This is a genomic window from Janthinobacterium sp. EB271-G4-3-2 (genome assembly GCF_020858035.1).
Lineage (GTDB): Bacteria > Pseudomonadota > Gammaproteobacteria > Burkholderiales > Burkholderiaceae_D > Janthinobacterium > Janthinobacterium aestuarii.
This window is the reverse complement of record NZ_JACYMG010000017.1, coordinates 73,038-96,452: the sequence shown is the minus strand read 5'-3', so window position 1 is coordinate 96,452 and position 23,415 is coordinate 73,038. Positions and strand designations below refer to the sequence as shown.

Sequence of the window (23,415 nt, the reverse complement as noted above, 5' to 3'; positions counted from 1 at the left end):
TTCGGTACTGCTTATTTGCCACTCTCGCGCTATCGACAAAGCGTTGTGTTTGTCAGCTGCGAAGAAGGAAGAGTATGAAGCATTTCGCTACATCCGTCAACTCCTTCTTTTTCTCACCGTACTCAGCATTTGCATGCGTCGTTCAGCGAGGGGGCGAATTATAGCCAAGGCGCGCAGACCTCGCAAGCGCTAATTTACAGTTGGGCAAATATTGCTGTGTGATATCGTAGCGCCAACAATCCCCTGCCTCATCACCTTGACTCCCATGCCTATCCCACACATCGCCCCCACCGCCAATTCCGCCTTGGCCAGCGCCCTCGAACACGCCATCAATAGCAAGACCAAGCCGCTTGGCAGTCTCGGCATGCTGGAAACCCTGGCCAGCCAGATCGGCCTGATCCAGCAAAGCACGCAACTGGCATTGCAGGAGCCGGCCATCATCGTTTTCGCGGCCGACCATGGCGTCGTCGCGGAAGGCATTTCCGCCTATCCGCAAAGCGTGACGTGGCAAATGGTGGAGAACTTCCTCGGCAACGGCGCCGCCATCAATGTCTTTGCCCGCCAAGCCGATTGCGCCCTCTATATAGTAGACGCTGGCGTGAACCACGATTTCGGCCCGCGCGACGGCTTGCTCGACCGCAAGCAAGGGCCCGGCACCCGCAACTTTGCCAAAGAACCCGCGATGAGCCAAGAGCAATGCCTGGCCGCCATGCAGGCGGGGATGGACCTGGCCGCCACACTGGACGGCAATGTATTGGGCTTTGGCGAAATGGGTATCGGCAACACCACGGCCGCCGCCGCACTGATGCACAAGCTGACCGGCACACTCATCGCCGACTGCGTGGGCGCAGGCACCGGCCTGTCCAAGGAAGGGGTATTACACAAGCAGCATGTGATCGAGGCGGCTGTCGCCCATCATGCGGCAGTCCATGAGCCGCTCGACGTGCTGGCCACCTTTGGCGGTTTCGAGATCGCCATGATGGCCGGCGCCATGCTCAAGGCAGCCGAACGGCGCATGATTCTGCTGATCGACGGCTTCATCGTCAGCAGCGCCCTGCTGGTGGCGGCCCGTTTGCAGCCAGCCATCCTCGATTACTGCGTGTTTTCGCACTGCTCCGATGAAAACGGCCACCGCCAGCTGCTGGCCAGCCTCGGTGCGCGTCCGCTGCTGCACCTCGATTTGCGCCTCGGTGAAGGCACGGGTTCGGCGCTGGCCTTGCCGCTGCTGCACGCGGCCGTCAACTTCATGCGCGAGATGGCGACATTTGCCTCGGCCCAGGTCAGCGAAAAGTCCACGCCAGACTAAGATCATGAGCAACCCCGTTTCCACCGCAGTCCATCAGTGCCGACTCTTCTTCATTGCGCTGCAGTTCTTCACGCGCCTGCCCATCCCCCGCTGGGTGGGTTTCGAGCCTGCCTGGCTGCAACACGCCTCGCGCTACTTTCCGCTGGTCGGCGTGGTGGTGGCGGCCGTCACTGGCGCCGTGTATCTGCTGGCCAGCTGGCTCCTGCCTTCTGCCGTGGCCGTGCTGCTGGCCGCCGCCGCCGGCATCTACCTGACGGGCGCCTTCCATGAAGACGGCTTTGCCGACATGTGCGACGGCTTCGGCGGTGGACTGACGCGCGAGCGGGTGCTGGAAATCATGAAGGATTCTCGCATCGGCGCGTATGGCGCCATCGGCATCCTCAGCCTGCTGGCCATCAAATGCACCGCACTCGCTTCGCTGCCGCCTGCCTCGGTGGTGGCGACATTATTCATCGCCCATCCCCTCTCGCGCCTGGCCGCCGTCTCGCTGATCTGGTTCATGGACTATGCGCGCGATGAAGGCAAGTCCAAGCCGATGGCGCAGGAAATGACGACGGGGGAATTCCTCATCGCCGCCATCTGCGCCCTGTTGCCTGCGATCGCCTGCGGCCTGCTGGGGATATTTCATTGGGCCACGCTGGTCTTTGCCATCGTGGCGGCGGCAGCTGCCGCATTCTGGCTGGGCCGCAAATGCCAGCGCCGCCTGCAAGGCTACACGGGCGACTGCCTGGGCGCCGTGCAGCAGGTGGCAGAAGTGGCGATTTATCTGGCCATCCTTTCCAGCTTCCAGCCTCCATTGCGCTTCTACTGAACAAGCATGCGCCTGATCCTCGTTCGCCACCCCACGCCGCAGGTGACCAGCGGCACCTGCTATGGCCGCAGCAACGTGGCGGTGGCGCCGCATGAAATGGCCGCCGCGCGCACCAGCCTACTGGCGACTTTGCCGGCCGGCGTGCCGCTGTATGCCAGCCCGCTGCGCCGCTGCGCCGCCCTGGCGACAGCATTGGCGCAAGACTTGCCTTCCAGCGCCCTGCATCTTGACGCCCGTCTGGAGGAAATGGATTTCGGCAGCTGGGAAATGCAGCCCTGGCACGCGATTGCACGCGCGGACATCGATGCCTGGGCCGCCGACCTGGCCTGGTACCGCCCCGGCGGCGGCGAAAATGTGCTGGCGATGGCTGCCCGTGTCGATGCGTTTTTAGGCGATCTGTTGCGCGAACAACACGAAACGGCCATCATCATCTGCCATGCGGGCACCATCCGCCTGCTGTCGGCATTGCAAGCCCGGCTGCCATTGGAGGAAACGGCCCTGCTGGCCGCCCGTTCCGCCCATAAAATCGCCTACGGTGCGACGGTCGTTGTCGATTTCTGATATCGAAGCGTCCAGCCAGCCATTTCAGTCCACGCCCACTGCACGTATAATGGCGGGGTTTTGGTGCCCGCGTTCATGTCCATGAGCGCAGTTAAACGGGAAACACGATGCCGCGCCTGCGGCGAACGTGTGCTGCCCCCGCAACGGTAAGCAAGTGTCGCCCCTCCCAACAGGAGGCGGACGACAAGCTATCTCTGACAACCACTGTGCTTGCAATCATCGAGCATGGGAAGGTGGGATAGCCGTACTTGCCAGCCCGGATACCGGCCAGGACAGGTGGAAGTGCGGGCCTTGCCGGGTGCCGCTCCTTCCGTTGAATCTGGCTTGCGGGGACGCGAGCCGGATGCTTTTTCCGAAGAAAACGATATCATGACTGCTCCCGTATTACACCGCCGCGCGCCGGCAATGGCGCCGCGCGCCCTGGTTTCCGCCATCTCCCTGTGCTTCATCGTTGCCGCTCCCGCCTTCGCGCAAACCGCGAACAAGACGCTGGACCAGATCGTCGTGACGGGTTCGCGCTTCAACAGCGATCCGGCACTGCAGCCGATCGGTGCCACCGTCATTACGGCCGATGAAATCCGCCGCGCGGGCATCAGCGATGTGAACCAGGCGATTCGCAAGATCGGCGGCGTCTATGGCCGTCAAAGCCTCACCGGCAGCCCTGACTTTACCCTCGACCTGCGTGGCTTCGGCGCCACCGCCAGCCAGAACACGGTAGTGGTCCTCGATGGCGTGCGCCTATCGGAAAATGAATTGACCGATCCAGTATTGGCCAGCATTCCCATCGATAGCGTGGAACGCATCGAGATCACGCGCGGCGGCAGCAGCGTCCTGTACGGCGACGGCGCCACGGGCGGTGTGATCAATATCGTGACCAAGCGCCCAGGCAAGCAGACTGGCCGTGGTACCGTCTTTGCGGAAGTGGGCCAACTGGGCCAGCGCGAAGTGCGCGGCTCCGTAGCCCAAACCTGGAATAACGTCACTCTCGATGCCGCTGTTGGCAAGCAGGAAACCGACAACTATCGCGATAATAACGAATACAAACAGACCAACTTCGGCGGCGGCGCGCAATGGCAGGACAAGGATGTCCGCGCAGGTGTGCGTATCGACAGCACACGTCAGGATTATCGCCTCGCAGGCGGATTGACACTGGCGCAGTTCGAGAACAACCCACGTCAGACGAAGACACCAAAGAATTTTGCTTCGCTCGACAGCGACCGCTACACCGCGTTCGCCGAAGGCCGCTTGGGCACAGTGGATCTGGCAGCCGAACTGTCGCACCGCGAAAAAACGTCCAGGTCGAACTACGGCAGTCCTTCCGAAACCAAAACCAAGCAAAACCAGTTTTCACCACGCTTGCGTCACCTGGGCCAGTTTGACGGCATGCTCAATGAGATCGTTGCTGGCGCCGACTTCATCAAATGGGATTCCAATACCAACAGCTCTTACTCGCAAGCCAAGGCAAAGCAAAAATCGCAGGCATTCTATGTGCGTGATGAATTGAAGTTTGCCAGCCCGCAAAACTTCCGCATCGCCGCCGGCGTGCGCCATGAGACCTTCGACAAGGACTCGGCCGACCCAACCCCATTTAGCACTGCCACTTACAGTATCAAGCAAAACTTCAATGCATGGGACGTTCAAGGCAGCTTCGATGTCGTGCCGCAGGTAAATCTGTATGCCAAGGCAGGCCAGAGCTATCGCGTGGCGAATGCCGATGAAAATGGCTTCACCCCTATCGCCAACAAGCCATTGCTGGGCCAGACCTCGCACGACCTGGAACTGGGCGCGTCCTACAACAACAGCATCGTCAAGCTCGATGCTCGCGTCTTCCGCCACAAATTGACCAACGAAATCTATTACGATCCAACGGCAGGTCAATTTGGCGGTGGCGCCAACACCAACCTGGATCCGACCAAGCACCAGGGTTTTGAGCTCGATGCCAGTGCGAATATCGCGGCTGACTGGAAAGTCAGCGGCCACTACCAGCACGTAAAGGCGACCTTCACCGAAGGCGTCAACTCGGGCAAGGAACTGACGCTGATCCCGAAAAACACCCTTTCGGCCCGCCTGTCGTGGGTGCCGAAAGATGGCCAGAGCGCGGACATCGGCGCGCAATGGGTGGACAGCCAGCGCTATGGCAGCGATTTTGCAAATACCTGCTCTGCCAAAATCCCGTCGTTTACCACCTTCGATGCCCGCTATGCACGCAAGTTCGGCGCCTGGGAAGTGGCGGTCAATGCTTTGAACCTGACCGACAAACAGTACTTTACCAATGCCTTCAGCTGCAAAGGCGGCATCTATCCTAGCAATGGCCGTCAGATGAAACTCTCGGCACGCTACGATTTCTAAATCGGCCAAGAGATGATTACAATGGCCCGTACGCGCAATCGCATGCGGGCCATTTTTTTGTATACGTCCCAACAACGCATTTGAAGCAGTCCGTAGCATCTTGCACCGCTCCCGTTCTACCTAAGGCAGTACATGCACCCATTTTTCCGCAATATGCGCCACCGCGCCACCGTGATCCTCGCGGTGCTGATCGTGTGCGCGATTGCCAGCCTGATTTTCTCCGGCATGATCGGCTCGATCGCGATTCCGCTCGCCGACCTGCCTTCCGCCCTGTTCCATGTCGTACAGGGCCAAACCGACACACTCGCCGCCACCCTGCTCGACCTGCGCCTGGGCCGCGCGCTGACCGCCTTTGTCACCGGCGCGGCGCTGTCGCTGGCCGGTCTGATGATGCAGGCGTTGCTGCGCAATCCGCTGGCGGACCCGTATGTGCTGGGCATTTCCGCCGGCGCTTCCGTCGGTGCGCTGGCCGCGCTGCTGTTCATGTGCGCGCTGTGGGTGGTCGACGCGGCCGCCTTCGCCGGCGCCGTCGGCGTGTCCATGCTGCTGTACTTTTTTGCCCGGCGCGACCTGCGCGGCGGCACGGCGGCCGAAGGCGGCGCCTCGCTGTTGCTGCTGACGGGCGTGATCCTGGCCTCGGCCTGCATGGCCATCGTCACCCTGATGCTGTCCATCGCCCCGGAAAGCCGCTTGCGCAGCATGGTGTTCTGGATGATCGGCGACCTGTCCGGCGCGCCGGCGCGGCTGATGCCGTGGCTGGTCCTGGCCGGCGCCCTCGTCTTCGCCTTGCGCTGCGCGCGATCGCTGAACGTCATGGCGCTGCATGCGGAAGCGGCCAGCACCTTGGGCGTGCGCGTGGGCGCGCTGCGCAAGGGACTGTTCTTCTGTTCCGGCCTGCTCACGGCCAGCGCCGTCACCAGCGCCGGCAGCGTGGGCTTCGTCGGCCTGATCGTGCCGCATGCGCTGCGCTTCGCCTGCGGCCCCGATCACCGCCTGCTGATACCGGCCGCCGCGCTGGCCGGCGGCACCTTCCTCGTGCTGGCCGATACCCTGGCGCGCACCGTGCTGGCACCATTGCAGCTGCCCGTCGGCGTGGTGACGGCCATGATAGGCGCGCCCGTCTTCCTGTACCAATTGCACCGCTTGCGCAGGGGATGAAACAAGCATGATACGCACCTACCAACTCGGCCTGAAAGCGGGCACGCGCTCCCTCGTGGAAAACCTCATCTGGCAAATCAAGGATGGCGAATGCTGGAGCGTGATCGGCCGCAACGGCGCCGGCAAAAGCACCTTGCTGCGCACCCTGGCCGGCTTGCGCGAACCGGATGCCGGCCACGTGACGATACAAGGCCGCGCCCTGATAGACTGGCCGCTGGAAGCACTGGCGCGCGAACGGGCTTTCCTGGCGCAGGCGCGCCACGACGCGTTCTCGTACCGCGTCATCGAAACGGTGCTGTCGGCGCGCCACCCGTATCACGACAACCATTACTGGGAAGGCAGCGACGACCAGCGCATCGCCCTGGCGGCGCTGGCGTCGATGGAAGTCGAGCACCTGGCCGAACGCGACGTGCGCAGCCTGTCCGGCGGCGAACGCCAGCGCGTGGCGATCGCCGCCATGCTGGCACAGGACACGCCCTTGCTGCTGCTCGATGAACCGGCCAACGCACTCGACCTGGCGCACCAGGTCAGCGTCATGGGCCTGCTGGCCAAGCTGTGCCGCGAACAGAATAAAACCGTGGTGATGGTGGGCCATGACCTGAACCTGGCGCACAGCGTCTCGACCCATGCGCTGCTGCTGATGGGCGATGGCGGCTGGCTGGCAGGCCCCGTGGCCGACGTGATGCAGGCATCCATCCTGGGCGACTACCTGGGCCACCCGATCGAGATCATCGAGCACGGCAAACGCAAGATATTCATACCGAAAGAGGACTGACATGAGCGACAACAAAACAATCGACGCGGAGACCGCAGCCATCAACGAACGCCACCGCGTGCGCATGGAACGCAAGAAGGCGATCATCGACGCGGCCATCGCCAAGGCCGACAAGGAAATCGGCATCATCATCGTCAACACGGGCAATGGCAAGGGCAAGAGCTCGAGCGGCTTCGGCATGGCCATCCGCGCCATGGGCCACGGCATGAAGGTGGGCGTGGTGCAGTTCATCAAGGGCGCCATGTCGACCGGCGAAGAGAAATTCCTGCGCCGCTTCCCCGACGAAATCAGTTTTCATGCGATGGGCGAAGGCTATACCTGGGAAACGCAGAACCGCGAACGCGACATCGAAAAAGCCGAACTGGCGTGGGAACAGGCAAAGACCTTCCTGGCCGACCCCAGTTACGGCCTGGTGCTGTTCGACGAACTCAATATCGCCCTCAAGTACAACTACCTCGACGTACATAAAGTCATCGCCGACCTGCTGGAACGCCCGGCCATGCAGCACGTGGTCATCACGGGCCGCGGCGCGCCGGACGAATTGATCGCCATCGCCGACACCGTCACCGAAATGGCCGTCGTCAAGCATGCGTACGCGGCCGGCATCGGCGCACAAATCGGCACCGAGTGGTAACAGCGCCATGACGCGCACCCTGGTCTTCGGCGGCGCCCGCTCCGGCAAGAGCGCCCATGCGGAAAAGCTGGCCCGCGAGTCCGGCAGGGAAGTGATCTACATCGCCACCGCGCAGGCGGGCGATGGCGAAATGGCCACGCGCATCGCGCATCACCGTGCGCAGCGCCCGGCCGATTGGGCAACCATGGAAGAACCGCTGCGCCTGGGCGACGCCATCCTGCGGGAAGCACGGCCCGGCCGCCTGCTGCTGGTCGACTGCCTGACGCTGTGGCTGACGAACCTGATGTTTTCCACTGGCGAGACCTACCCGGACGTGGGCGACATCGCCTTACCCGAACTGTTCCACAGCGAGCGCGCGCACCTGCTGTACGCGCTGGCGGAAATTGGCGATACCGATAGCGCGAGTTGTGACCTCGTACTGGTCTCGAACGAAGTGGGCATGGGCATCGTGCCCTATGGCGCCATCTCGCGCTGCTTCACCGATGAAGCAGGCCGCTTGAACCAGGCCGTGGCGGCCGTGTGCGACAAGGCCGTCTTTGTCGCCGCCGGCCTGCCGCTGTACCTGAAAGGCAGCCCATGCTGAGCGGCCTGTCGCTGCCCATGCTGGCCGCCTTGATGACGGCCGGCGTGCTGCTCGACATGCTGCTGGGAGAAACGCGCCGCTGGCATCCGCTGGTCGGCTTTGGCCGCCTCGCCAGCGCACTGGAACGCCTGCTGAACCGGGGCCGCGGGAGTTTGCTGCGCGGCGCGCTGGCGTGGTCGCTGGCCGTGCTGCCCATCAGCTATGTCGCCTGGTGGCTGTGCGGTCTGGCCGGCGCGGCCTTGCACGTCTTCCTGCTCTATCTCTGCCTCGGTTTGCGCAGCCTGCGCGACCACAATCAACCGATCGCCAATGCCCTGGCCATCGATGACCTGGACAACGCGCGCCTGCTGACGGCGCGTATCGTCAGCCGCGACACGGCCAACGCCGACGCGGCCAGCCTGGCCAAGGCCAGCACGGAATCCCTGCTGGAAAACGGCAACGACGCCGTCTTCGGCACCTTGTTCTGGTTTGCCGTGGCGGGCGGCCCCGGCGCCGTGCTCTTCAGGCTGGCCAATACCCTCGACGCCATGTGGGGGTATCGGAACGAGCGCTACGACTGGTTCGGCTGCTGCGCCGCGCGCATCGACGACATCTTGAATTACCTGCCGGCGCGCCTGACGGCCCTGTCGTATGTCTTGCTGGGCAAAACCATGGCCGACAAACAGCGCGCATGGCAATGCTGGCGCAGCCAGGCCCCAAACTGGGGCAGCCCGAACGCGGGCCCCGTGATGGCCAGCGGCGCCGGCGCCCTGGGCCTGGCCTTGGGCGGTGACGCCATCTACGACGGCGAGCTGGAACGCCGCCCGCCGCTGGGGGCCGGCCGCCCGGCCGAAGCGCGCGACATCGACCGCGCCTGGCGCCTCGTGGCGGAAACGGCCGTCTTGTGGCTGATCTGGATGGCGCTGCTGGCGGGCCTGTTTTACCTGAAGGGGAAATACCTTGCTTGAACATGGCGGCAATCTGCGCGACGCGGCGCGCGCGTATGGACGGCCAATCGCCGACTGGATCGACCTGTCGACGGGCATCAATCCGCACTGGTATCCAGCGCCAGCACCCGAGGCCAACGCCTGGCACCGGCTGCCGGAAGCCGACCCCGCGCTGGCGGCCGCCGCCTGCGCATATTACGACGCGCCGGCCATGCTGCCCGTGGCGGGCACGCAGGCGGCCATCCAGGCCCTGCCCCGGCTGCGCGCACCGTCGCGCGTGGTCGTGGCCGCGCCCTCGTATGCGGAACACGCGCACCACTGGGGCGAGCACGGCCACCAATTGCGCCAAGTGCCGTATGCGCAGCTGGCCGCTGCCGTCGACCACTGCGACGTGCTGGTCGTCTGCAATCCGAACAATCCCACGGGCGAACGCATCGCATCCGAACTGCTGCTGGAGTGGGCCTGCAAGCTGGCCGCGCGCGGCGGCTGGCTGGTGGTCGATGAAGCATTCGGCGACACGGAAGCCCGCGCCAGTCTCGGTCCGCACTCGGGCCAGCCGGGTCTGATCGTGCTGCGCTCCATCGGCAAATTCTTTGGCCTGGCGGGACTGCGCCTGGGCTTTGCCGCTGCCCATCCCGCGCTGCTGGCACAGCTGGCCGACATGCTGGGCCCGTGGACCGTCAGCGGCCCGGCGCAGCATGTGGCACTGGCCGCGCTCACCGATACGCACTGGCAGGGAACGATGCGCGAGCGCCTGCGCGGCGAAGGCGACCGCTTGCACCAGTTATTGGCCGCGCACGGCATCGCCAGCAGCGGCACGGCGCTGTTTCAGTGGTGGCCGGAAGAACGCGCCGAAGCGTTCTGGCGCCACATGGCGGAATCGGGCATCTGGGTGCGCCTGTTCCGCCACGCCGCCCACGGCATCCGCCTGGGCCTGCCCCCCGACGAACATGCCTGGCTGCGCCTGCAGCAGGCCCTTACCACATGGAAGCACACATGAAAATCCTGAAAATATCGCTGCTGCTGGCCGGACTGGTCTCGTTGCAAACACACGCCGCCATCACCGTGCGCGACGATGACGGCAATACCGTCACCGTGGAAAAACCGGCGCAGCGCATCCTGGCGCTGGCGCCGCACGTGACGGAACTGCTGTTCGCTGCTGGTGGCGGCGAGAAGATCGCCGGTGTCGTCAGCTACAGCGACTATCCGGAAGCGGCCAAGAAACTGCCGCAGGTGGGCGACAACCGCCAGTACGACATGGAGCGCATCATCGCCATGAAGCCGGACCTGATCGTCGTCTGGATGCATGGCAGCGCCGAGCGCCAGATCGCCATGCTGCGCCAGTTGAAGGTGCCGATCTATCACAGCGAACCGCGCAAGCTGGCCGATATCCCCGACAGCATGGAGCGCCTGGGGCAGCTGATGGGCACGGAGAAGACCGCCAAACCGGCCGCCGCCCAACTGCGCGCCAAACTGGCCGGCTTGACGACCCAGTATGCGCAGCGCCCGCCCGTGCGCGTGTTTTACCAGGTGTGGGACAAACCTTTGTATACCCTGAGCGGCGCGAGCATCATCAGCGATTCGATGCGCGTATGCGGCGCCCAGAATGTGTTCGCCGCGATGAAAGTGGTGGCGCCCGTCGTCACGCCGGAAGGCGTGCTGCAGGAAGACCCGGAAGTCATCTTCGGCACCAGCGAAAAAAGCGATCCGCGCAGCGAAGGCGGCCTGGCCATGTGGCGCGCCTTCCCGTCGATGACGGCCGTGCGCAAAAATAACCTGTTCCGCCTGAATGGCGACCTGCTCAACCGCGCCGGCCCGCGCATGATCGAAGGCACGGCCGCCATGTGCGAACAGCTGGAGATGGCCCGCCAGCGCCGTACCAGCAAGGCGGCTCAATGAGTCACTATCAGCGCATCGCCTGTTTGTCGACGGAAGCCGTGGAGACGCTGTACGCGCTGGGCGCCGAAGACACGATCGCAGGCATTTCCGGCTTTACCGTGCGCCCTCCCCGCGCACGCGAGGAAAAGACCAAGATCAGCGGCTTTTCGTCCACGAACCTGGAACGCATCCTGGCAGTGAGACCGGATCTCGTGATCGGTTTTTGCGACATGCAGGCCGATATCTGCCGCGACCTGGTCAAGGCCGGCATCGAAGTACACCAGTTCAACCAGCGCACGGTCGACGGCATCCTGCGCATGATCGCCGTGCTGGCCGCGCTGGTGCAGCGCGAGGAAGCGGGCAACGCATTGATCGCCAGCCTGCGCGCGGACATCGCCGCCGCCCGCACCCGCGCCGCCGCCTGGACGCGCAAGCCCGTGATTTACTTTGAAGAGTGGAACGATCCCCTGATGAGCGGCATCGGCTGGGCGGCGGAATTGATCGGGATCGCCGGCGGCACGGACGCTTTCCCGGAATTGTCCACGCAGCCTGGCGCAAAGAAACGCATCATCGCCGATCCGTTGAGCGTGGTGGCGCGCGCGCCCGACATCATTCTCGCCAGCTGGTGCGGCAAGAAATTCCAGCCGGCACAGCTGGCGGCGCGCCCGGGCTGGGAGGCGATTCCCGCCGTACGCAATGACATGCTGTTCGAGATCAAGTCGCCCGACATCCTGTCACCCGGTCCGGCGGCGATTACCGAAGGGCTGCGCCAGATCAGCGACATCATCGCGCGCTGGCAACATCTGCAGGAGCAGCAAGCATGAAGCTTCCCTTCCCCGTCCTGATGGTGCAGGGCACGACGTCGGACGCGGGCAAGAGCACCGTCGTCGCGGCCCTGTGCCGCTTGTTGAAACGCCGTGGCGTGACGGTAGCGCCGTTCAAGCCGCAAAACATGGCCTTGAACAGCGCCGTGACGAGCGACGGCGGCGAGATCGGCCGCGCCCAGGCCCTGCAGGCGCTGGCTTGCGGCATCGCGCCGCACACGGACATGAACCCGGTGCTCTTGAAACCGTCGTCGAACACGGGCGCACAGGTGATCATCCACGGCAAGGTGCGCGCCGAGATGGATGCGCGCGACTACCAGCAATACAAGACCATCGCCATGGGCGCCGTGCTGGAATCGTACGCGCGCTTGCGCCAGCAATACGATGCCGTCGTCGTCGAAGGCGCGGGCAGCCCGGCCGAAGTCAACCTGCGCGCGCGCGACATCGCCAACATGGGCTTTGCCGAAGCCGTCGACTGCCCCGTGATTCTGGTGGCCGACATCGACCGGGGCGGCGTCTTCGCGCACATCATCGGCACCCTGGCGTGCTTGTCCGACAGCGAACGGGCGCGCATCGTCGGCTTCGTCATCAACCGCTTCCGCGGCGACATCTCGCTGCTGCAACCGGGCATCGAGTGGCTGGAGCAGCAGACGGGCAAACCCGTGCTGGCAGTGCTGCCCTATCTGCAAGGCCTGTTCCTCGACGCGGAGGACGCCGTCGAAGCGATGCAGGCCGAGCGGGGCGCCTTCAAGGTGGTGGTGCCGCAACTGCCGCGCATCAGCAACCACACGGACTTCGACGCGCTGCGCGCCCACCCCGGTATCGACCTGCAATTCATCCAGCAGGGGCAGCCGATTCCAGCGGCCGACCTGGTGATCCTGCCCGGCAGTAAAAACACGCGCGGCGACCTGGCCTGGCTGCGGCAGCAAGGCTGGCCCGCCTACCTGGCAAAACACCTGCGCTATGGCGGCAAGGTGCTGGGTATTTGCGGCGGCTTCCAGATGCTGGGACAAAGCGTGTGCGATCCGCTGGGCGTGGAAGGCGCGGCGGGAGAGTCAACGGCACTGGGCTTGCTCGACATGGTGACGGAGCTGACAAGCGCAAAACGCCTGGAACAGGTGAGCGGCCACTGCGCGTTTGCCGGCGCGGCCGATGCGCGCGTGGCAGGCTATGAAATCCACATGGGCGTCTCGCATGGCGCGGCGCTGGCGCAGCCGGCCTTTGTCATCGACGGCCGCCCGGAAGGCGCCGTGTCGGGCGACGGGCAAATCCTCGGCAGCTATTTGCACGGCATGTTCGACACGCCCGCCGCGTGTTCGGCGCTGCTGCGCTGGGCCGGGCTGGACTCCGGCCACATGGTGGATACCGCCGCCCTGCGCGAGGCCAGCCTGGAGCGGATTGCCGATGCGGCGATGCCGTTGATGGATGCGCTGGAACGAATGCCACGCTGATGGTGATGTCGGGTTACGCCGTACCGGCTAACCCGACCTACTCACACAGGCACGTGGCGGCACCTGTTAATTTTTCAGGCACGTGCCCATATACGAGCGGTCGGTCGAGAATTCGACCGCCATGCTCGACGACACCGGCATGAACATCGAGTAATCCGCCGGCACGTCGGCCGGGTCCTTGAACACGGCGATGCCATCGAAATCGACGGCTTGCGCGCCCAGGCCCAGCTTGTTGATGGTGATGGTTTCCGCATGCGTCTTGCCGGCGGTATTGTTGGTGATGGTGGCGGTGCTGCCGGCCACGACGATCTTCGCGCTGATGCCCGGCGCCGCGCAGGCGTAGCTGCCGGCGATTTCGGTGCTGATCTTTTGCTGCTTGGCGGCGACGATGGTGCCCACGCGCAGCACGTTCTGCTGGTTGCGGCTGTAGCGGTCGATGAACAGCGCCAGCCCCCGGTCCCCTGCGTGCGCGTGCACGATGCCGAAGTCCTGGTCACCCTGGCGGGCGATGATCAGACCACGCGCCGCGTCACGAACCAGGGTCAGGCTGGCATTTTCCGCTTCCAGCTGCGGCGATACCGCGGAGCACACGCCTTGCGCATTGAACACGCCGCCATTGCACAGTTGCGCGCTGCCATCGGCCGCCACCTTGAGGCTGCCTTTCGGATTGAAACGGTCGCCGCCGTTCGATGCATTGCGCATGGTGCCCAGGAAGATATAGCTGCCGGCCAGCCTGGCCACGTCGGTGACGGCATAGCCGCTGCCGCTGACGTTGGAATGCATGCTGCCCAGTTTCACGGTCCCCGTCAGCAGGCGCGTGCGCGCGTCGACGGTGACGCTGAAATCCGTTCCCGTGTAGGTGGTGAGATGGCCGGCGGTGACAGCGCTGAACGTGCCGCTGCGGTCGACCAGGCCGAACTGCGTCGACAGGACGCGGATGGCGTAGGTTTTCTTCGCGCTGTCGAACGTGATGCGCCACGTGTCGCCGATGTCGGCGGCCACGTCATACACCGTCTCATCCCCATTGGCGCCGGCGATCACGGCCAGGCCGGCCTGGGCCGCGACCGCTTGCGAGGCGACCGTCACGGGGTCGGCGACGGGCGTGACCACGACGGGCGGCGTGACCGGTGCTTCCGGCGTGCCGCCATCGCTGCCGCCACCGCAGGCGGACAGGGCCGCGCCCAGGACAAGGAAGGTAAGTGCATTTTTCATGTGGTATGGCTTTCGAGGAAAGGGGCCGGGGCTGCCGAAAAACACATGCTAGCCTTGCCCGCAATCTATTGCCATGGAACAAATGTTCCATGGACTCTGCCCCCGGCAAGCTGCCAAAATGAACGGCGCGGGCGGCACGCCTGCGCCATTTATGTGACAATTCGTCGTACTGTCGGCTCCGTTTTTCCTCCTCAGGCTCGCATCCATGACCAGTTCCCCGATTAAAAGCTACCTTCCCTGGGTGGTCGCCACCGCCCTGTTCATGGAGCAACTCGACTCCACCATCGTCAACACCGCCATCCCCGCCATGGCCGCCAGCCTGAACGTGACGCCGCTGAGCCTGAAGGCCGTCGTCACCAGCTACATCCTGAGCCTGGCCGTGTGCATTCCCATCAGCGGCTGGATGGCCGACCGCTTCGGCACGCGGCGCGTGTTTTCCGCCGCCGTCGCCATCTTCACCATCGCTTCCATCCTGTGCGGCCTGTCCGTGAATGCCCCCATGCTGGTGGCCGCGCGCCTGCTGCAAGGGGTGGGCGCGGCCATGATGATGCCGGTGGGAAGGCTCACCATCATCCGCACCTTTCCCAAGTCGCAATTACTGGCGGCCATGAATTTCGTCATCATCCCCGCCCTGATCGGCCCCCTGCTGGGCCCCACGGTGGGCGGGCTGATCGTGCACTGGCTGTCGTGGCGCGAGATTTTCTTCGTCAACGTGCCTGTCGGCCTGGTGGCGCTGTACCTGGCGCACCGCTACATGCCCGATTACTACGGCGACAAGCCCCGTCCGCTGGACCTGATCGGCCTGGTCCTGTTCGGCACGGGCATCGCGCTGCTGTCATGGCTGCTGGAAATCTTCGGCGAACACCGCATCGACGGCACCTCGTTTGCCGTGCTGCTGTTCATTTCCATCAGCCTGCTGGCCGCGTATGCCTGGCATTCAAGCGAAGTGCTGCACCCGCTGCTGCGCCTGACCCTGTTCAAGATCCGCACCTTCCGCGTCTCCGTGGTGGGCGGCTTCGTCACGCGCCTGGGCGTGGGCGGCCTGCCCTTCCTGTTGCCGCTGCTGTACCAGCTGGGCCTGGGCTTGCCCGCGTGGCAATCGGGCTTGCTGATGATGCCGTCGGCCGCGGCCGCCATGGGCATGAAATTCATTTCCGCGCGCGTGCTGGCCCGTTTCGGCTACCGCCAGGTGCTGATCGTCAACACGGTGCTGATCGGCGTCACCATCGCCATGTTTTCGCAGGTAAGTGTGGGCACGCCCCTGTACGTGATCGTTGCCATCAGCCTGTGCATGGGATTTTTCAATTCGCTGCAGTTTTCCAGCATGAATACCATCGCGTATGCCGACGTCGACAAGGCCGATTCCAGCATGGCCAGCACCATCGCCAGCTCGATGCAGCAATTGTCGATGAGCTTTGGCCTCGCCTTCGGTTCGCTGATCACGGGCTGGTACCTGGGCGACATGCCGCAGTCGGACCGCGCCATGCTCAGCAAGGCGCTGCACCACGCCTTCCTGACCCTGGCCGCCCTGACGGTGCTGTCCTCGCTGACCTTCTGGACCTTGCGCCGCGACGATGGCGAAAGCATCAGCAAGGGCACGGATAGCGACGAGGACGATGCGGCCGACGTGAAGGCCCAGGCCGTTGTGCAGACGGAAGTGCAAACCAAGAAAGGCTGAGCCACATCAAGCTTGCCGCCAGCGCCGCTGGCGCTTTGGCCCGGCGCTGCTACCGTGACGGCAGGAGGTGCACATGGCGGCCGAGCGGCGCTTTGCGTGGAAGGGCACGGACCGCCATGGCAAGGCGGTCGATGGCATCTTGCGGGCGGCCGACGCCACCACGGCCAAGGCCGCGCTCAGACGCCAGGGCATCCTTGCCAGCAAGGTAAAAGCCCCGCGCGCCGCGCCCGGCAAGGCCATCACGCGCAAGGATATCGCCCTGTTCACGCGCCAGTTGTCGACCATGATGGCGGCCGGCGTGCCGCTGCTGCACGCCTTCGACATCGCCGGCAAGGGGCACGCCAAACCCGCCGTCACGCAGCTGATGCGCGACTTGCGCCGCGACATCGAAGCGGGCAGCAGCCTGCAGCAGGCATTCCGCCAGTTCCCCCTGCTGTTTGACGAGCTGTATTGCAACCTGCTGGCGGCGGGCGAACAGGCCGGCATCGTGCAGGAATTGCTGGCGCGCCTGGCCACGCACCAGGAAAAGGCCATCGCCCTGCGGCGGCAGGTGCGCGGTGCGCTGATGTATCCACTGGTCATCGTACTCGTCGCCATCGTCGTCACGGCCATCATCATGAGCGTCGTCGTGCCCGCGTTCCGCCAGGTCTTCGACAGCTTCGGCGCCCCGTTGCCGCTGCCCACCCTCGTCGTCATGGGTGTGTCCGCCTTCCTCGTGCATTACTGGCTGGCCTTGCTTGCGACGCTCGTGTTCGCTTGCGTGCTGCCGCACCTGGCCTGGCGCCGCTGGCCCGCCTTGCGGCGCAACACGCAACTACGGGCATTGCGCCTGCCCGTGTTCGGCCCGCTTCTGCGCAAGGCGGCGATCGCCCGCTGGACGCGCACCCTGGCCGCCATGTTCGCCGCCGGCGTGCCGCTGCTCGACTCGCTCGGCCTGGTGGGCGCCGCCTCCGGCCACGCGCTGTATCAGGAAGCGACAACGCGCATCGAGCATGAAATCCGCGCCGGCGGCAGCCTGGCCCTGGCCATGGAACACAGCGCCGTGTTTCCCCCGTTGCTCACGCAACTGGCCCTGATCGGCGAGGAATCGGGCGCGCTCGACGCCATGCTGTCGCGCGCGGCGGACATCATCGAGGCCGAGATCGACGCCACCGTGGCCACGCTCTCGGCCCTGCTGGAACCGGCGCTGATGGTGGTGCTGGGCGTGCTCGTCGGCTCCCTCGTGATCGCCTTGTATTTGCCGATTTTCAAGCTCGGGGCCGTGATTTGACCGTTCGTCCTGCGCAAAACGTCCCCATGCACCGGCAGATGTTTTACACTGCGGCAGTGCCAGGCAATGTTTGCGCGGCAACATCATCACCTCAGACAACTCCACCATGCTGCAAGATACCCTGCTGTTCGCCGCGCCCGGCAACCTGCCCGTCGCCCTCGTCGCCGCCCTGTTCGGCCTGATCGTCGGCAGTTTCCTCAACGTGGTGATCCACCGCGTGCCGAAAATGATGCAGCGCGACTCCGATAATTACGTGGCGGAAGAAAGCGGCTTGCCCTTGCCGCACACGGACCGCTACAACCTGATGCTGCCGCACTCGAACTGCACCGCCTGCGGCCACCGCATCACGGCCATGGAAAACATCCCCGTCATCAGCTACCTGCTGCTGCGTGGCAAGTGCAGCGCCTGCAAGGCGCCGATCTCCGTGCGCTATCCGCTCGTCGAGCTGCTGACGGGCGCGCTGTCGGCCCTCTTGATCTGGCACTTCGGCAGCGGCTGGACGGGCCTGGCCACGCTCCTGTTTGCGTATTTGCTGATCGCCATGACCTTCATCGATGCCGATACGCAAATGCTGCCCGACGACCTCACCTTTCCCCTGCTGTGGGCCGGCTTGCTGGTCAATATCAACGGCACTTTCGTGCCCCTGCAAGAGGCCGTCATCGGCGCGGCCGCCGGCTACCTGGCCCTGTGGGCCGTGTACTGGGCCTTCAAGCTGGCGACAGGCAAGGAGGGAATGGGCTATGGTGACTTCAAATTGCTGGCGGCGCTCGGCGCGTGGCTGGGCTGGACCATGCTGCCGACGATCATCTTGTTGTCGTCGCTGGTGGGCGCCGTGGTCGGCATCGGCCTGATCGTGTTTGCCAAGCGCGGGCGCGACAAACCGATTCCGTTCGGCCCCTACCTGGCGGCGGCGGGCCTGATCGCGCTGCTGTACGGCGCGCCCCTGTCGCGGCTTACACTGGGCCTGACCGGCTGACCGGCGCTGCACTGCGCCCCTATGGATAAATACATGCAACGACAAAACGCCCCTTATTTCAGCGTCGGTCTCACCGGCGGCATCGGTTGCGGCAAGAGCACGGTGGCCGACATGTTCGCCGCGCGCGGCGCCTCCATCGTCGACACCGACCAGATCGCCCACAGCCTGACGGCGCCCAATGGCGCCGCCATGCCGGCCCTGGTGGCGGAATTTGGCGCCGGCTACGCCGATGCGCGCGGCGCCCTCGACCGCACCAAAATGCGCAAGCTCGTGTTTTCCGACGCTGCCGCCAAGGCGAAACTGGAAGCCATCCTGCACCCGCGCATCCGCCAGGCCACCCTGGCGGCGGCCGAAGCGGCGACGGGCAGCTACGTGATCTTTGCCGTGCCCCTGTTGGTCGAGTCCGGCGGCTGGGTGGAGCGGGTCAACCGGGTACTGGTCATCGATTGCCTTGAAAGCCTGCAAGTGTCGCGCGTGATGGCGCGCAATGGCTTATCGGAAGAACAAGTCAAAGCCATCATGGCCACGCAGGCCACGCGCGCCATGCGCCTGGCGGCGGCGGACGATGTGATCGACAACAATGGCGATTTGGCCGCCCTGGCACCGCAGATTGCCCAGTTGCACGATTTATATCTGGCATTTTCAAAAAGAATGGCTGGAATGGCCCCGCAACGTTTGTAATTTGTCGACGCTTGGTTCAAAATCACGGGATTGTTTGCAGGTCCTTACTTAAGGGAATTATTTTGATTGTCTACGAATACCCTTTCAACGAACGCATACGTACCTTGTTGCGGCTGGAAGACCTGTACGACAAATTCAAGTTCTTCATCCAGCAAGAACATGCAATGCAGCACCATGTTGCCTTGGCAACTATTTTCGATATGCTCGAAGTGGCCGGCCGCGCCGACCTGAAGTCCGACTTGCTGCAAGAACTCGAGCGCCAGCGCCAGAGCCTGCTCGGTTACCGCAGCAACCCAAACGTGGAACCGGAAACCCTCGACGCCATCCTCGCTGAACTCGACAGTGTCAGCGGCGCCCTGGTGGCGGCGCAAGGCAAGACGGGGCAGAATATCCGCGACAATGAATGGCTGATGAGCATCCGCGGCCGCACCATCATCCCCGGCGGCGCCTGCGAGTTTGACTTGCCGTCCTACTTTGCCTGGCAAAAACGCAGCTCGGAACAGCGCCTGACCGATATCCACGCGTGGTTCGCCCCGCTGGCACCCCTGTTCGATGCGCTGGCCCTCGTCTTGCGCCTGCTGCGCGATTCCGGCGGCCCCGTTAAACTGATCGCCAATGGCGGCAGCTACCAGCAAATGCTGCAAGGCAAGGTGTACCAGATGCTGCGCCTGAGCCTCGATGAAAACAGCGGCGCCATCCCGGAAATTTCCGCCAACAAATACATGCTGTGGGTACGCTTCACTACCCAGGGCGGCGACTTGAAACCCAAGCCGCTGGAAGAAGATGTCCCGTTCGAGCTCACGCTCTGTAATTTTTAACTGTTACTTATTTGCCCCATCATGACCGTCGTTAACTGCCCTACCTGTGCCGCCAAAGTCGAATGGACTGAAGCCAATAAATTCCGCCCCTTCTGCTCGGAACGCTGCAAGCAGATCGACCTGGGTGCCTGGGCCGAAGAAAAATACACGATCCCCGCCGCCGACCCGTTCGAAGACCCATTGGCGGACGAAGACAACAAGCCGCAGTAAGCCGCAATGAGCGTCAACTAAACGGATTTTCCAGGCGCAGCCCCTGCGCCGCGAAACTGTCGAGCCTGCCACTAACCACCGTCAAGCCATACGCGATGCCCATCGCCGCGATCTGCCCATCGACGCCATGCGCGTGACCATGCAGGCGCGCGCACACGAGGGCGCAATCGAGGTCGAATTCCAGCAGCCGCGGCGCATACTCCGCCAGCACGGCTTCCAGCCAGCCCTCCAGCGCCAGTGCTTCCAGCGCCGCTTCGCGCCGCCAGCTGCGCTGTATGCCTGCGCGCAATTGCGCGATCACCTGCACCGGCACATAGCGCATCTCCGGCGTCACCCGCTCGAAAAAATCCGCGACACCTGGTGGCGCAGCATTGCCCTTGCGCGCCGCAACGATCACATCCGTGTCGACCAGGTAGGCGGGCATAGGCATGGCGCATCAGGGGCGGCGCTCGAAATCCACGTCCAGCCCCACGTCGGGCATGCTGCGCAAAATATCGTCGAGCGGACGCTTCGGCAGGGGCCGCAAGGCGCTACGCAAGATGTCGCGGTGCTCATCCTCGATGCTGCGCCCATGCGCGCGGGCACGCTTGTGCAAGGCAGCAATCAGCAATTCATCGGTATCGGTAAAGGTCAGTGTCAGCGGCATGCGAGGCTCCCGGTGCGTGATGAAAGCACTGTAGCGCAAAGCGCCGACTATACAAGGAGAGTCACAGGAAAGCTTGCGCCAGCACGCAGCATGCTGCTGCCCGCTGGCACAAGTGGAGATCAGGCAGGTGTCAACGATTCCCGGCGCACCTCGTCCAGCCATTCCAGCAAGGGAATGGTGGCCGGCAGCAAGGGTTCCACGCCGACCGTACCCTGCCAGGCGAACGCCTGCCCTTCCAGGCTTTGCGGCTCGCCCCGCCATTCGCGGCTGATATAGAAATGCAGGCGCACATGGGCGTGCGGATACACATATTCGACGCCGCACCAGGCTTCGGCACTGTCGATATGCAAGCCCAGTTCTTCGACAAACTCGCGTTTCAAGGCGTCAAAAATGGCCTCGCCAGGCTCGACTTTACCGCCAGGAAATTCCCAATAGCCGTCATACGGCTTGCCGGCCGGGCGCTGGCCCAGCAGCACGTCGCCATTCGGCTTCATCAGGATGCCGACGGCGACATCGACCGGTTTGATTTTCACTTCGCTCATTGCGGCAGCTTTCCCGCAGGAAGTTTCCCCGCATAATCGCGCGCGAATTGCCAGGCGACACGGCCCGAACGGGAACCGCGCTGCAAGGCCCAGCGCAGGGCGTCGCCGCGCGCTGCCGCGATCTGTTCCGGCGTGCAGCCGAACGAAGCGAGCCAGTGCGCCGCGATATCGAGGTAATCGTCCTGCTTGAACGGGTAGAACGACAGCCACAGGCCGAACCGCTCGGACAGCGAGATTTTCTCTTCCACCGTCTCGCCCGGATGCAGATCGCCATCGTCGTCCGTCTTGTAGCTGCTGTTGTCCGACATGCGCTCGGGCATCAAGTGACGGCGATTCGAGGTGGCGTAGATCAGCACATTGTCCGATTGCGCGGCGATGCTGCCGTCGAGCGCCACTTTCAGCGCCTTGTAGCCGCTTTCACCCTCTTCGAACGACAGGTCGTCGCAAAAGATGATGAAGCGCTCGGGGCGTGCCGCCACCAGGTCGACGATGTCGGGCAGGTCGGCCAGGTCCGCCTTGTCCACTTCGATCAGACGCAGACCTTGATCGGCGAACTGGTTCAAACAAGCCTTGATCAGCGACGACTTGCCCGTGCCGCGCGCGCCCGTCAGCAGCACGTTGTTGGCCGGACGGTTGCTGACGAACTGGCGCGTATTCTGCTCGATCTGCGCTTTTTGCGTGCCGATGTTGTGCAAATCATCCAAGGCGATGGACGACACATGGGCCACGGCCTGCAAATAAGGAAGCGCGCCCTGGCGCCGGCGCCAGCGGAAGGCAAAGCTGTTCCAGTCGGTTGCCGGCAAGGCCGGCGGCAAGATCGACTCGAGACGCGCCAGTACTCGCTCGGCGCGGATCAGGAATTGATCGAGGCCGGTCATGAGCGGTAGTCGGCGTTGATCGACACGTAGTCATGCGACAGGTCGCACGTCCACAGGGTGGCCGTGGCATCGCCGCGCGCCAGCTTGACGCGGATGGTGATTTCGCTTTGCTGCATCACGCGCTGGCCATCCTGTTCCTGATAGTCGGGGTTGCGGCCGCCGTTCTTGGCCACCCACACGTCGTCCAGGTACAGGTTCAGCTGGCCCACGTCCAGGTCGTCCACGCCCGCGTAGCCAATGGCGGCCAGGATGCGGCCCAGGTTCGGATCGGACGCGAAGAAGGCGGTTTTCACCAGCGGCGAATGGGCGATGGAATAGGCGATCTTGCGGCACTCTTCCACGTTGCGGCCGTCCTCCACGGTCACGGTCATGAACTTGGTCGCGCCTTCGCCATCGCGCACGATGGCTTGTGCCAGGAAGGTCGACAGTTCGGTGACGGCGGCGGCCAGTTCCGCATAGTGCGGCGAATCGATGGAATCGATGACCAGGCTGCCGGCGCCCGTGGCGACCAGCATGAACGAGTCATTGGTGGACGTGTCGCCATCGATGGTGATGCAGTTGAACGATTTGTCGGCCGCCTGCTTCACCAGCTGGTCCAGCACCGGTTGCGCCACGGTGGCGTCAAACGCGAGGAAACCGAGCATGGTGGCCATGTTCGGCTTGATCATGCCGGCGCCCTTGCTGATGCCCGTCAGGGTCACCGCGTGGCCACCGATGGTGACCGTGCGCGAACCGGCTTTCGGCTGCGTGTCGGTGGTCATGATGGCTTCGGCGGCCGAGAACCAGTTGTCCGAGGTCAGCGCGGCCACGGCTTGCGGCAAGCCGGCGACGAGGCGCTGCACGGGCAGGGGTTCGAGAATCACGCCCGTGGAAAACGGCAAAATCTGCTGCGGCGTGCAGCCCAGCAGTTCGGCCAGCGCCGCGCAGCTGGCCTGCGCGTCGGCCAGGCCCGATTCGCCCGTGCCCGCATTCGCGTTGCCCGTGTTGACCAGCAGCGCGCGGATCGGCGCGGCGCCGGCCGTCACGGCCGCCAGGTTGGCTTTCGAGATTTGCACGGGCGCGGCGCAGAAGCGGTTCAAGGTGAACACGCCGGCCACGGTGGCCGTCGGCGCCAGTTTCAATACCAGCAAATCCTTGCGGTTGGGTTTCTTGATGCCGGCTTCGGCAACACCGATTTCAATGCCGGCGACGGCTTTCAAGTCGGCGGCGACGGGCTTGGGAGAATTGACGGCCATGGTGAGTTCTTCT

General features: G+C 64.1%; 26 protein-coding genes and 1 riboswitch. Of the genes, 20 read left to right on the top strand and 6 right to left on the bottom strand.

Annotation, left to right across the window (positions count from 1 at the left end):
• From IGS55_RS26375 to IGS55_RS26310, 14 genes are all read left to right on the top strand, one after another.
• Window positions 1-193: hypothetical protein (locus IGS55_RS26375; protein ID WP_230519035.1), on the top strand; the 193-nt coding region annotated here is incomplete at its 5' end.
• 72 nt (window positions 194-265) lie between these two features.
• Complete coding sequence (gene cobT / locus IGS55_RS26370; RefSeq protein ID WP_230519036.1) at window positions 266-1,306, top strand: nicotinate-nucleotide--dimethylbenzimidazole phosphoribosyltransferase; 1,041 nt, start codon at window positions 266-268, stop codon at window positions 1,304-1,306.
• Window positions 1,307-1,310: 4 nt separating this feature from the next.
• Window positions 1,311-2,117, top strand: coding sequence for an adenosylcobinamide-GDP ribazoletransferase (locus IGS55_RS26365; RefSeq protein WP_230519037.1), 807 nt, complete (start codon window positions 1,311-1,313; stop codon window positions 2,115-2,117).
• Window positions 2,118-2,123: 6 nt separating this feature from the next.
• Entirely contained in the window at window positions 2,124-2,678 is a 555-nt protein-coding gene (locus IGS55_RS26360) for a histidine phosphatase family protein (protein ID WP_230519038.1), read from the top strand.
• Between the two features lie 44 nt (window positions 2,679-2,722).
• Window positions 2,723-2,964, top strand: a riboswitch (cobalamin riboswitch).
• An 83-nt stretch (window positions 2,965-3,047) separates the two neighbouring features.
• Window positions 3,048-5,027 (top strand): TonB-dependent receptor, encoded by a 1,980-nt coding sequence (locus IGS55_RS26355; RefSeq protein ID WP_230519092.1) that lies wholly within the window; start codon window positions 3,048-3,050, stop codon window positions 5,025-5,027.
• A gap of 132 nt (window positions 5,028-5,159) precedes the next feature.
• The gene (locus IGS55_RS26350; RefSeq protein ID WP_230519039.1) at window positions 5,160-6,185 is read left to right on the top strand and encodes a FecCD family ABC transporter permease; all 1,026 of its coding nucleotides are present in this window, start codon (window positions 5,160-5,162) and stop codon (window positions 6,183-6,185) included.
• A 7-nt stretch (window positions 6,186-6,192) separates the two neighbouring features.
• Window positions 6,193-6,960: an ABC transporter ATP-binding protein gene (locus tag IGS55_RS26345; protein ID WP_230519040.1), complete on the top strand. Its 768-nt coding sequence runs from the start codon at window positions 6,193-6,195 to the stop codon at window positions 6,958-6,960.
• Between the two features lies 1 nt (window position 6,961).
• A complete protein-coding gene (gene cobO, locus IGS55_RS26340) occupies window positions 6,962-7,594 on the top strand; it encodes a cob(I)yrinic acid a,c-diamide adenosyltransferase (protein ID WP_230519041.1) in 633 nt (210 codons plus the stop codon).
• 7 nt (window positions 7,595-7,601) lie between these two features.
• Entirely contained in the window at window positions 7,602-8,177 is a 576-nt protein-coding gene (gene cobU, locus IGS55_RS26335; RefSeq protein ID WP_230519042.1) for a bifunctional adenosylcobinamide kinase/adenosylcobinamide-phosphate guanylyltransferase, read from the top strand.
• A complete protein-coding gene (cbiB, locus tag IGS55_RS26330; RefSeq protein ID WP_230519043.1) occupies window positions 8,171-9,124 on the top strand; it encodes an adenosylcobinamide-phosphate synthase CbiB in 954 nt (317 codons plus the stop codon). Before cobU ends, cbiB begins: the two co-directional genes overlap by 7 nt.
• Complete coding sequence (gene cobD, locus IGS55_RS26325; protein WP_230519044.1) at window positions 9,117-10,103, top strand: threonine-phosphate decarboxylase CobD; 987 nt, start codon at window positions 9,117-9,119, stop codon at window positions 10,101-10,103. Before cbiB ends, cobD begins: the two co-directional genes overlap by 8 nt.
• Window positions 10,100-11,002 carry a cobalamin-binding protein gene (locus IGS55_RS26320; protein ID WP_230519045.1) on the top strand — a complete coding sequence of 301 codons (903 nt, stop codon included), beginning with the start codon at window positions 10,100-10,102 and terminating at the stop codon, window positions 11,000-11,002. The genes cobD and IGS55_RS26320 overlap by 4 nt, the downstream gene beginning before the upstream one ends.
• Window positions 10,999-11,805: an ABC transporter substrate-binding protein gene (locus tag IGS55_RS26315; protein WP_230519046.1), complete on the top strand. Its 807-nt coding sequence runs from the start codon at window positions 10,999-11,001 to the stop codon at window positions 11,803-11,805. Before IGS55_RS26320 ends, IGS55_RS26315 begins: the two co-directional genes overlap by 4 nt.
• A complete protein-coding gene (locus IGS55_RS26310) occupies window positions 11,802-13,256 on the top strand; it encodes a cobyric acid synthase (RefSeq protein WP_230519047.1) in 1,455 nt (484 codons plus the stop codon). The genes IGS55_RS26315 and IGS55_RS26310 overlap by 4 nt, the downstream gene beginning before the upstream one ends.
• A gap of 66 nt (window positions 13,257-13,322) precedes the next feature.
• On the opposite strand, the gene IGS55_RS26305 is transcribed toward IGS55_RS26310, so the two are convergent.
• Window positions 13,323-14,468: a hypothetical protein gene (locus IGS55_RS26305; RefSeq protein WP_230519048.1), complete on the bottom strand. Its 1,146-nt coding sequence runs from the start codon at window positions 14,466-14,468 to the stop codon at window positions 13,323-13,325.
• Between the two features lie 205 nt (window positions 14,469-14,673).
• On the opposite strand from IGS55_RS26305, the gene IGS55_RS26300 reads away from it, so the two are divergent.
• The 6 genes from IGS55_RS26300 (at window position 14,674) to yacG (ending at window position 20,101) form a co-directional block, all read left to right on the top strand.
• Window positions 14,674-16,146, top strand: a complete 1,473-nt coding sequence (locus IGS55_RS26300) for a DHA2 family efflux MFS transporter permease subunit (RefSeq protein ID WP_230519049.1) — start codon at window positions 14,674-14,676, stop codon at window positions 16,144-16,146.
• Between the two features lie 73 nt (window positions 16,147-16,219).
• Window positions 16,220-17,416 (top strand): type II secretion system F family protein, encoded by a 1,197-nt coding sequence (locus IGS55_RS26295; RefSeq protein WP_230519050.1) that lies wholly within the window; start codon window positions 16,220-16,222, stop codon window positions 17,414-17,416.
• Window positions 17,417-17,522: 106 nt separating this feature from the next.
• Window positions 17,523-18,392: a prepilin peptidase gene (locus IGS55_RS26290; protein ID WP_230519051.1), complete on the top strand. Its 870-nt coding sequence runs from the start codon at window positions 17,523-17,525 to the stop codon at window positions 18,390-18,392.
• Between the two features lie 33 nt (window positions 18,393-18,425).
• A complete protein-coding gene (gene coaE / locus IGS55_RS26285) occupies window positions 18,426-19,073 on the top strand; it encodes a dephospho-CoA kinase (RefSeq protein WP_230519052.1) in 648 nt (215 codons plus the stop codon).
• Window positions 19,074-19,135: 62 nt separating this feature from the next.
• Window positions 19,136-19,891 carry a cell division protein ZapD gene (gene zapD / locus IGS55_RS26280; RefSeq protein ID WP_035824877.1) on the top strand — a complete coding sequence of 252 codons (756 nt, stop codon included), beginning with the start codon at window positions 19,136-19,138 and terminating at the stop codon, window positions 19,889-19,891.
• An 18-nt stretch (window positions 19,892-19,909) separates the two neighbouring features.
• Entirely contained in the window at window positions 19,910-20,101 is a 192-nt protein-coding gene (yacG, locus tag IGS55_RS26275; protein ID WP_034748814.1) for a DNA gyrase inhibitor YacG, read from the top strand.
• Window positions 20,102-20,114: 13 nt separating this feature from the next.
• Here yacG and IGS55_RS26270 read toward each other — a convergent pair whose 3' ends face one another.
• The 5 genes from IGS55_RS26270 to argJ all read right to left on the bottom strand — a co-directional run bounded on the left by IGS55_RS26270 (window position 20,115) and on the right by argJ (window position 23,402).
• The gene (locus tag IGS55_RS26270) at window positions 20,115-20,531 is read right to left on the bottom strand and encodes a VapC toxin family PIN domain ribonuclease (RefSeq protein WP_230519053.1); all 417 of its coding nucleotides are present in this window, start codon (window positions 20,529-20,531) and stop codon (window positions 20,115-20,117) included.
• Between the two features lie 6 nt (window positions 20,532-20,537).
• The gene (locus IGS55_RS26265; RefSeq protein WP_128141369.1) at window positions 20,538-20,747 is read right to left on the bottom strand and encodes a FitA-like ribbon-helix-helix domain-containing protein; all 210 of its coding nucleotides are present in this window, start codon (window positions 20,745-20,747) and stop codon (window positions 20,538-20,540) included.
• Between the two features lie 119 nt (window positions 20,748-20,866).
• A complete protein-coding gene (locus tag IGS55_RS26260; RefSeq protein WP_230519054.1) occupies window positions 20,867-21,289 on the bottom strand; it encodes an NUDIX domain-containing protein in 423 nt (140 codons plus the stop codon).
• On the bottom strand, window positions 21,286-22,167 hold the full coding sequence (locus tag IGS55_RS26255; protein WP_230519055.1) for an ATP-binding protein: 882 nt from the start codon (window positions 22,165-22,167) through the stop codon (window positions 21,286-21,288). Before IGS55_RS26255 ends, IGS55_RS26260 begins: the two co-directional genes overlap by 4 nt.
• Window positions 22,164-23,402, bottom strand: coding sequence for a bifunctional glutamate N-acetyltransferase/amino-acid acetyltransferase ArgJ (gene argJ / locus IGS55_RS26250; protein ID WP_034784989.1), 1,239 nt, complete (start codon window positions 23,400-23,402; stop codon window positions 22,164-22,166). Before argJ ends, IGS55_RS26255 begins: the two co-directional genes overlap by 4 nt.
• Window positions 23,403-23,415: the final 13 nt, after the last annotated feature.

Bases quoted from the DNA above. Each gene is read 5' to 3' on its own strand.
- IGS55_RS26320 (WP_230519045.1), top strand. From the start codon at position 10,100: ATGAAAATCCTGAAAATATCGCTGCTGCTGGCCGGACTGGTCTCGTTG.
- IGS55_RS26265 (WP_128141369.1), bottom strand. From the start codon at position 20,747: ATGCCGCTGACACTGACCTTTACCGATACCGATGAATTGCTGATTGCT.
- IGS55_RS26270 (WP_230519053.1), bottom strand. From the start codon at position 20,531: ATGCCTATGCCCGCCTACCTGGTCGACACGGATGTGATCGTTGCGGCG.
- cobO (WP_230519041.1), top strand. From the start codon at position 6,962: ATGAGCGACAACAAAACAATCGACGCGGAGACCGCAGCCATCAACGAA.
- IGS55_RS26255 (WP_230519055.1), bottom strand. From the start codon at position 22,167: ATGACCGGCCTCGATCAATTCCTGATCCGCGCCGAGCGAGTACTGGCG.
- IGS55_RS26300 (WP_230519049.1), top strand. From the start codon at position 14,674: ATGACCAGTTCCCCGATTAAAAGCTACCTTCCCTGGGTGGTCGCCACC.
- IGS55_RS26290 (WP_230519051.1), top strand. From the start codon at position 17,523: ATGCTGCAAGATACCCTGCTGTTCGCCGCGCCCGGCAACCTGCCCGTC.
- IGS55_RS26260 (WP_230519054.1), bottom strand. From the start codon at position 21,289: ATGAGCGAAGTGAAAATCAAACCGGTCGATGTCGCCGTCGGCATCCTG.
- cobU (WP_230519042.1), top strand. From the start codon at position 7,602: ATGACGCGCACCCTGGTCTTCGGCGGCGCCCGCTCCGGCAAGAGCGCC.
- IGS55_RS26305 (WP_230519048.1), bottom strand. From the start codon at position 14,468: ATGAAAAATGCACTTACCTTCCTTGTCCTGGGCGCGGCCCTGTCCGCC.
- IGS55_RS26295 (WP_230519050.1), top strand. From the start codon at position 16,220: ATGGCGGCCGAGCGGCGCTTTGCGTGGAAGGGCACGGACCGCCATGGC.
- IGS55_RS26315 (WP_230519046.1), top strand. From the start codon at position 10,999: ATGAGTCACTATCAGCGCATCGCCTGTTTGTCGACGGAAGCCGTGGAG.
- IGS55_RS26350 (WP_230519039.1), top strand. From the start codon at position 5,160: ATGCACCCATTTTTCCGCAATATGCGCCACCGCGCCACCGTGATCCTC.
- IGS55_RS26355 (WP_230519092.1), top strand. From the start codon at position 3,048: ATGACTGCTCCCGTATTACACCGCCGCGCGCCGGCAATGGCGCCGCGC.
- cobT (WP_230519036.1), top strand. From the start codon at position 266: ATGCCTATCCCACACATCGCCCCCACCGCCAATTCCGCCTTGGCCAGC.
- coaE (WP_230519052.1), top strand. From the start codon at position 18,426: ATGCAACGACAAAACGCCCCTTATTTCAGCGTCGGTCTCACCGGCGGC.
- IGS55_RS26365 (WP_230519037.1), top strand. From the start codon at position 1,311: ATGAGCAACCCCGTTTCCACCGCAGTCCATCAGTGCCGACTCTTCTTC.
- cbiB (WP_230519043.1), top strand. From the start codon at position 8,171: ATGCTGAGCGGCCTGTCGCTGCCCATGCTGGCCGCCTTGATGACGGCC.
- IGS55_RS26345 (WP_230519040.1), top strand. From the start codon at position 6,193: ATGATACGCACCTACCAACTCGGCCTGAAAGCGGGCACGCGCTCCCTC.
- IGS55_RS26360 (WP_230519038.1), top strand. From the start codon at position 2,124: ATGCGCCTGATCCTCGTTCGCCACCCCACGCCGCAGGTGACCAGCGGC.
- argJ (WP_034784989.1), bottom strand. From the start codon at position 23,402: ATGGCCGTCAATTCTCCCAAGCCCGTCGCCGCCGACTTGAAAGCCGTC.
- IGS55_RS26310 (WP_230519047.1), top strand. From the start codon at position 11,802: ATGAAGCTTCCCTTCCCCGTCCTGATGGTGCAGGGCACGACGTCGGAC.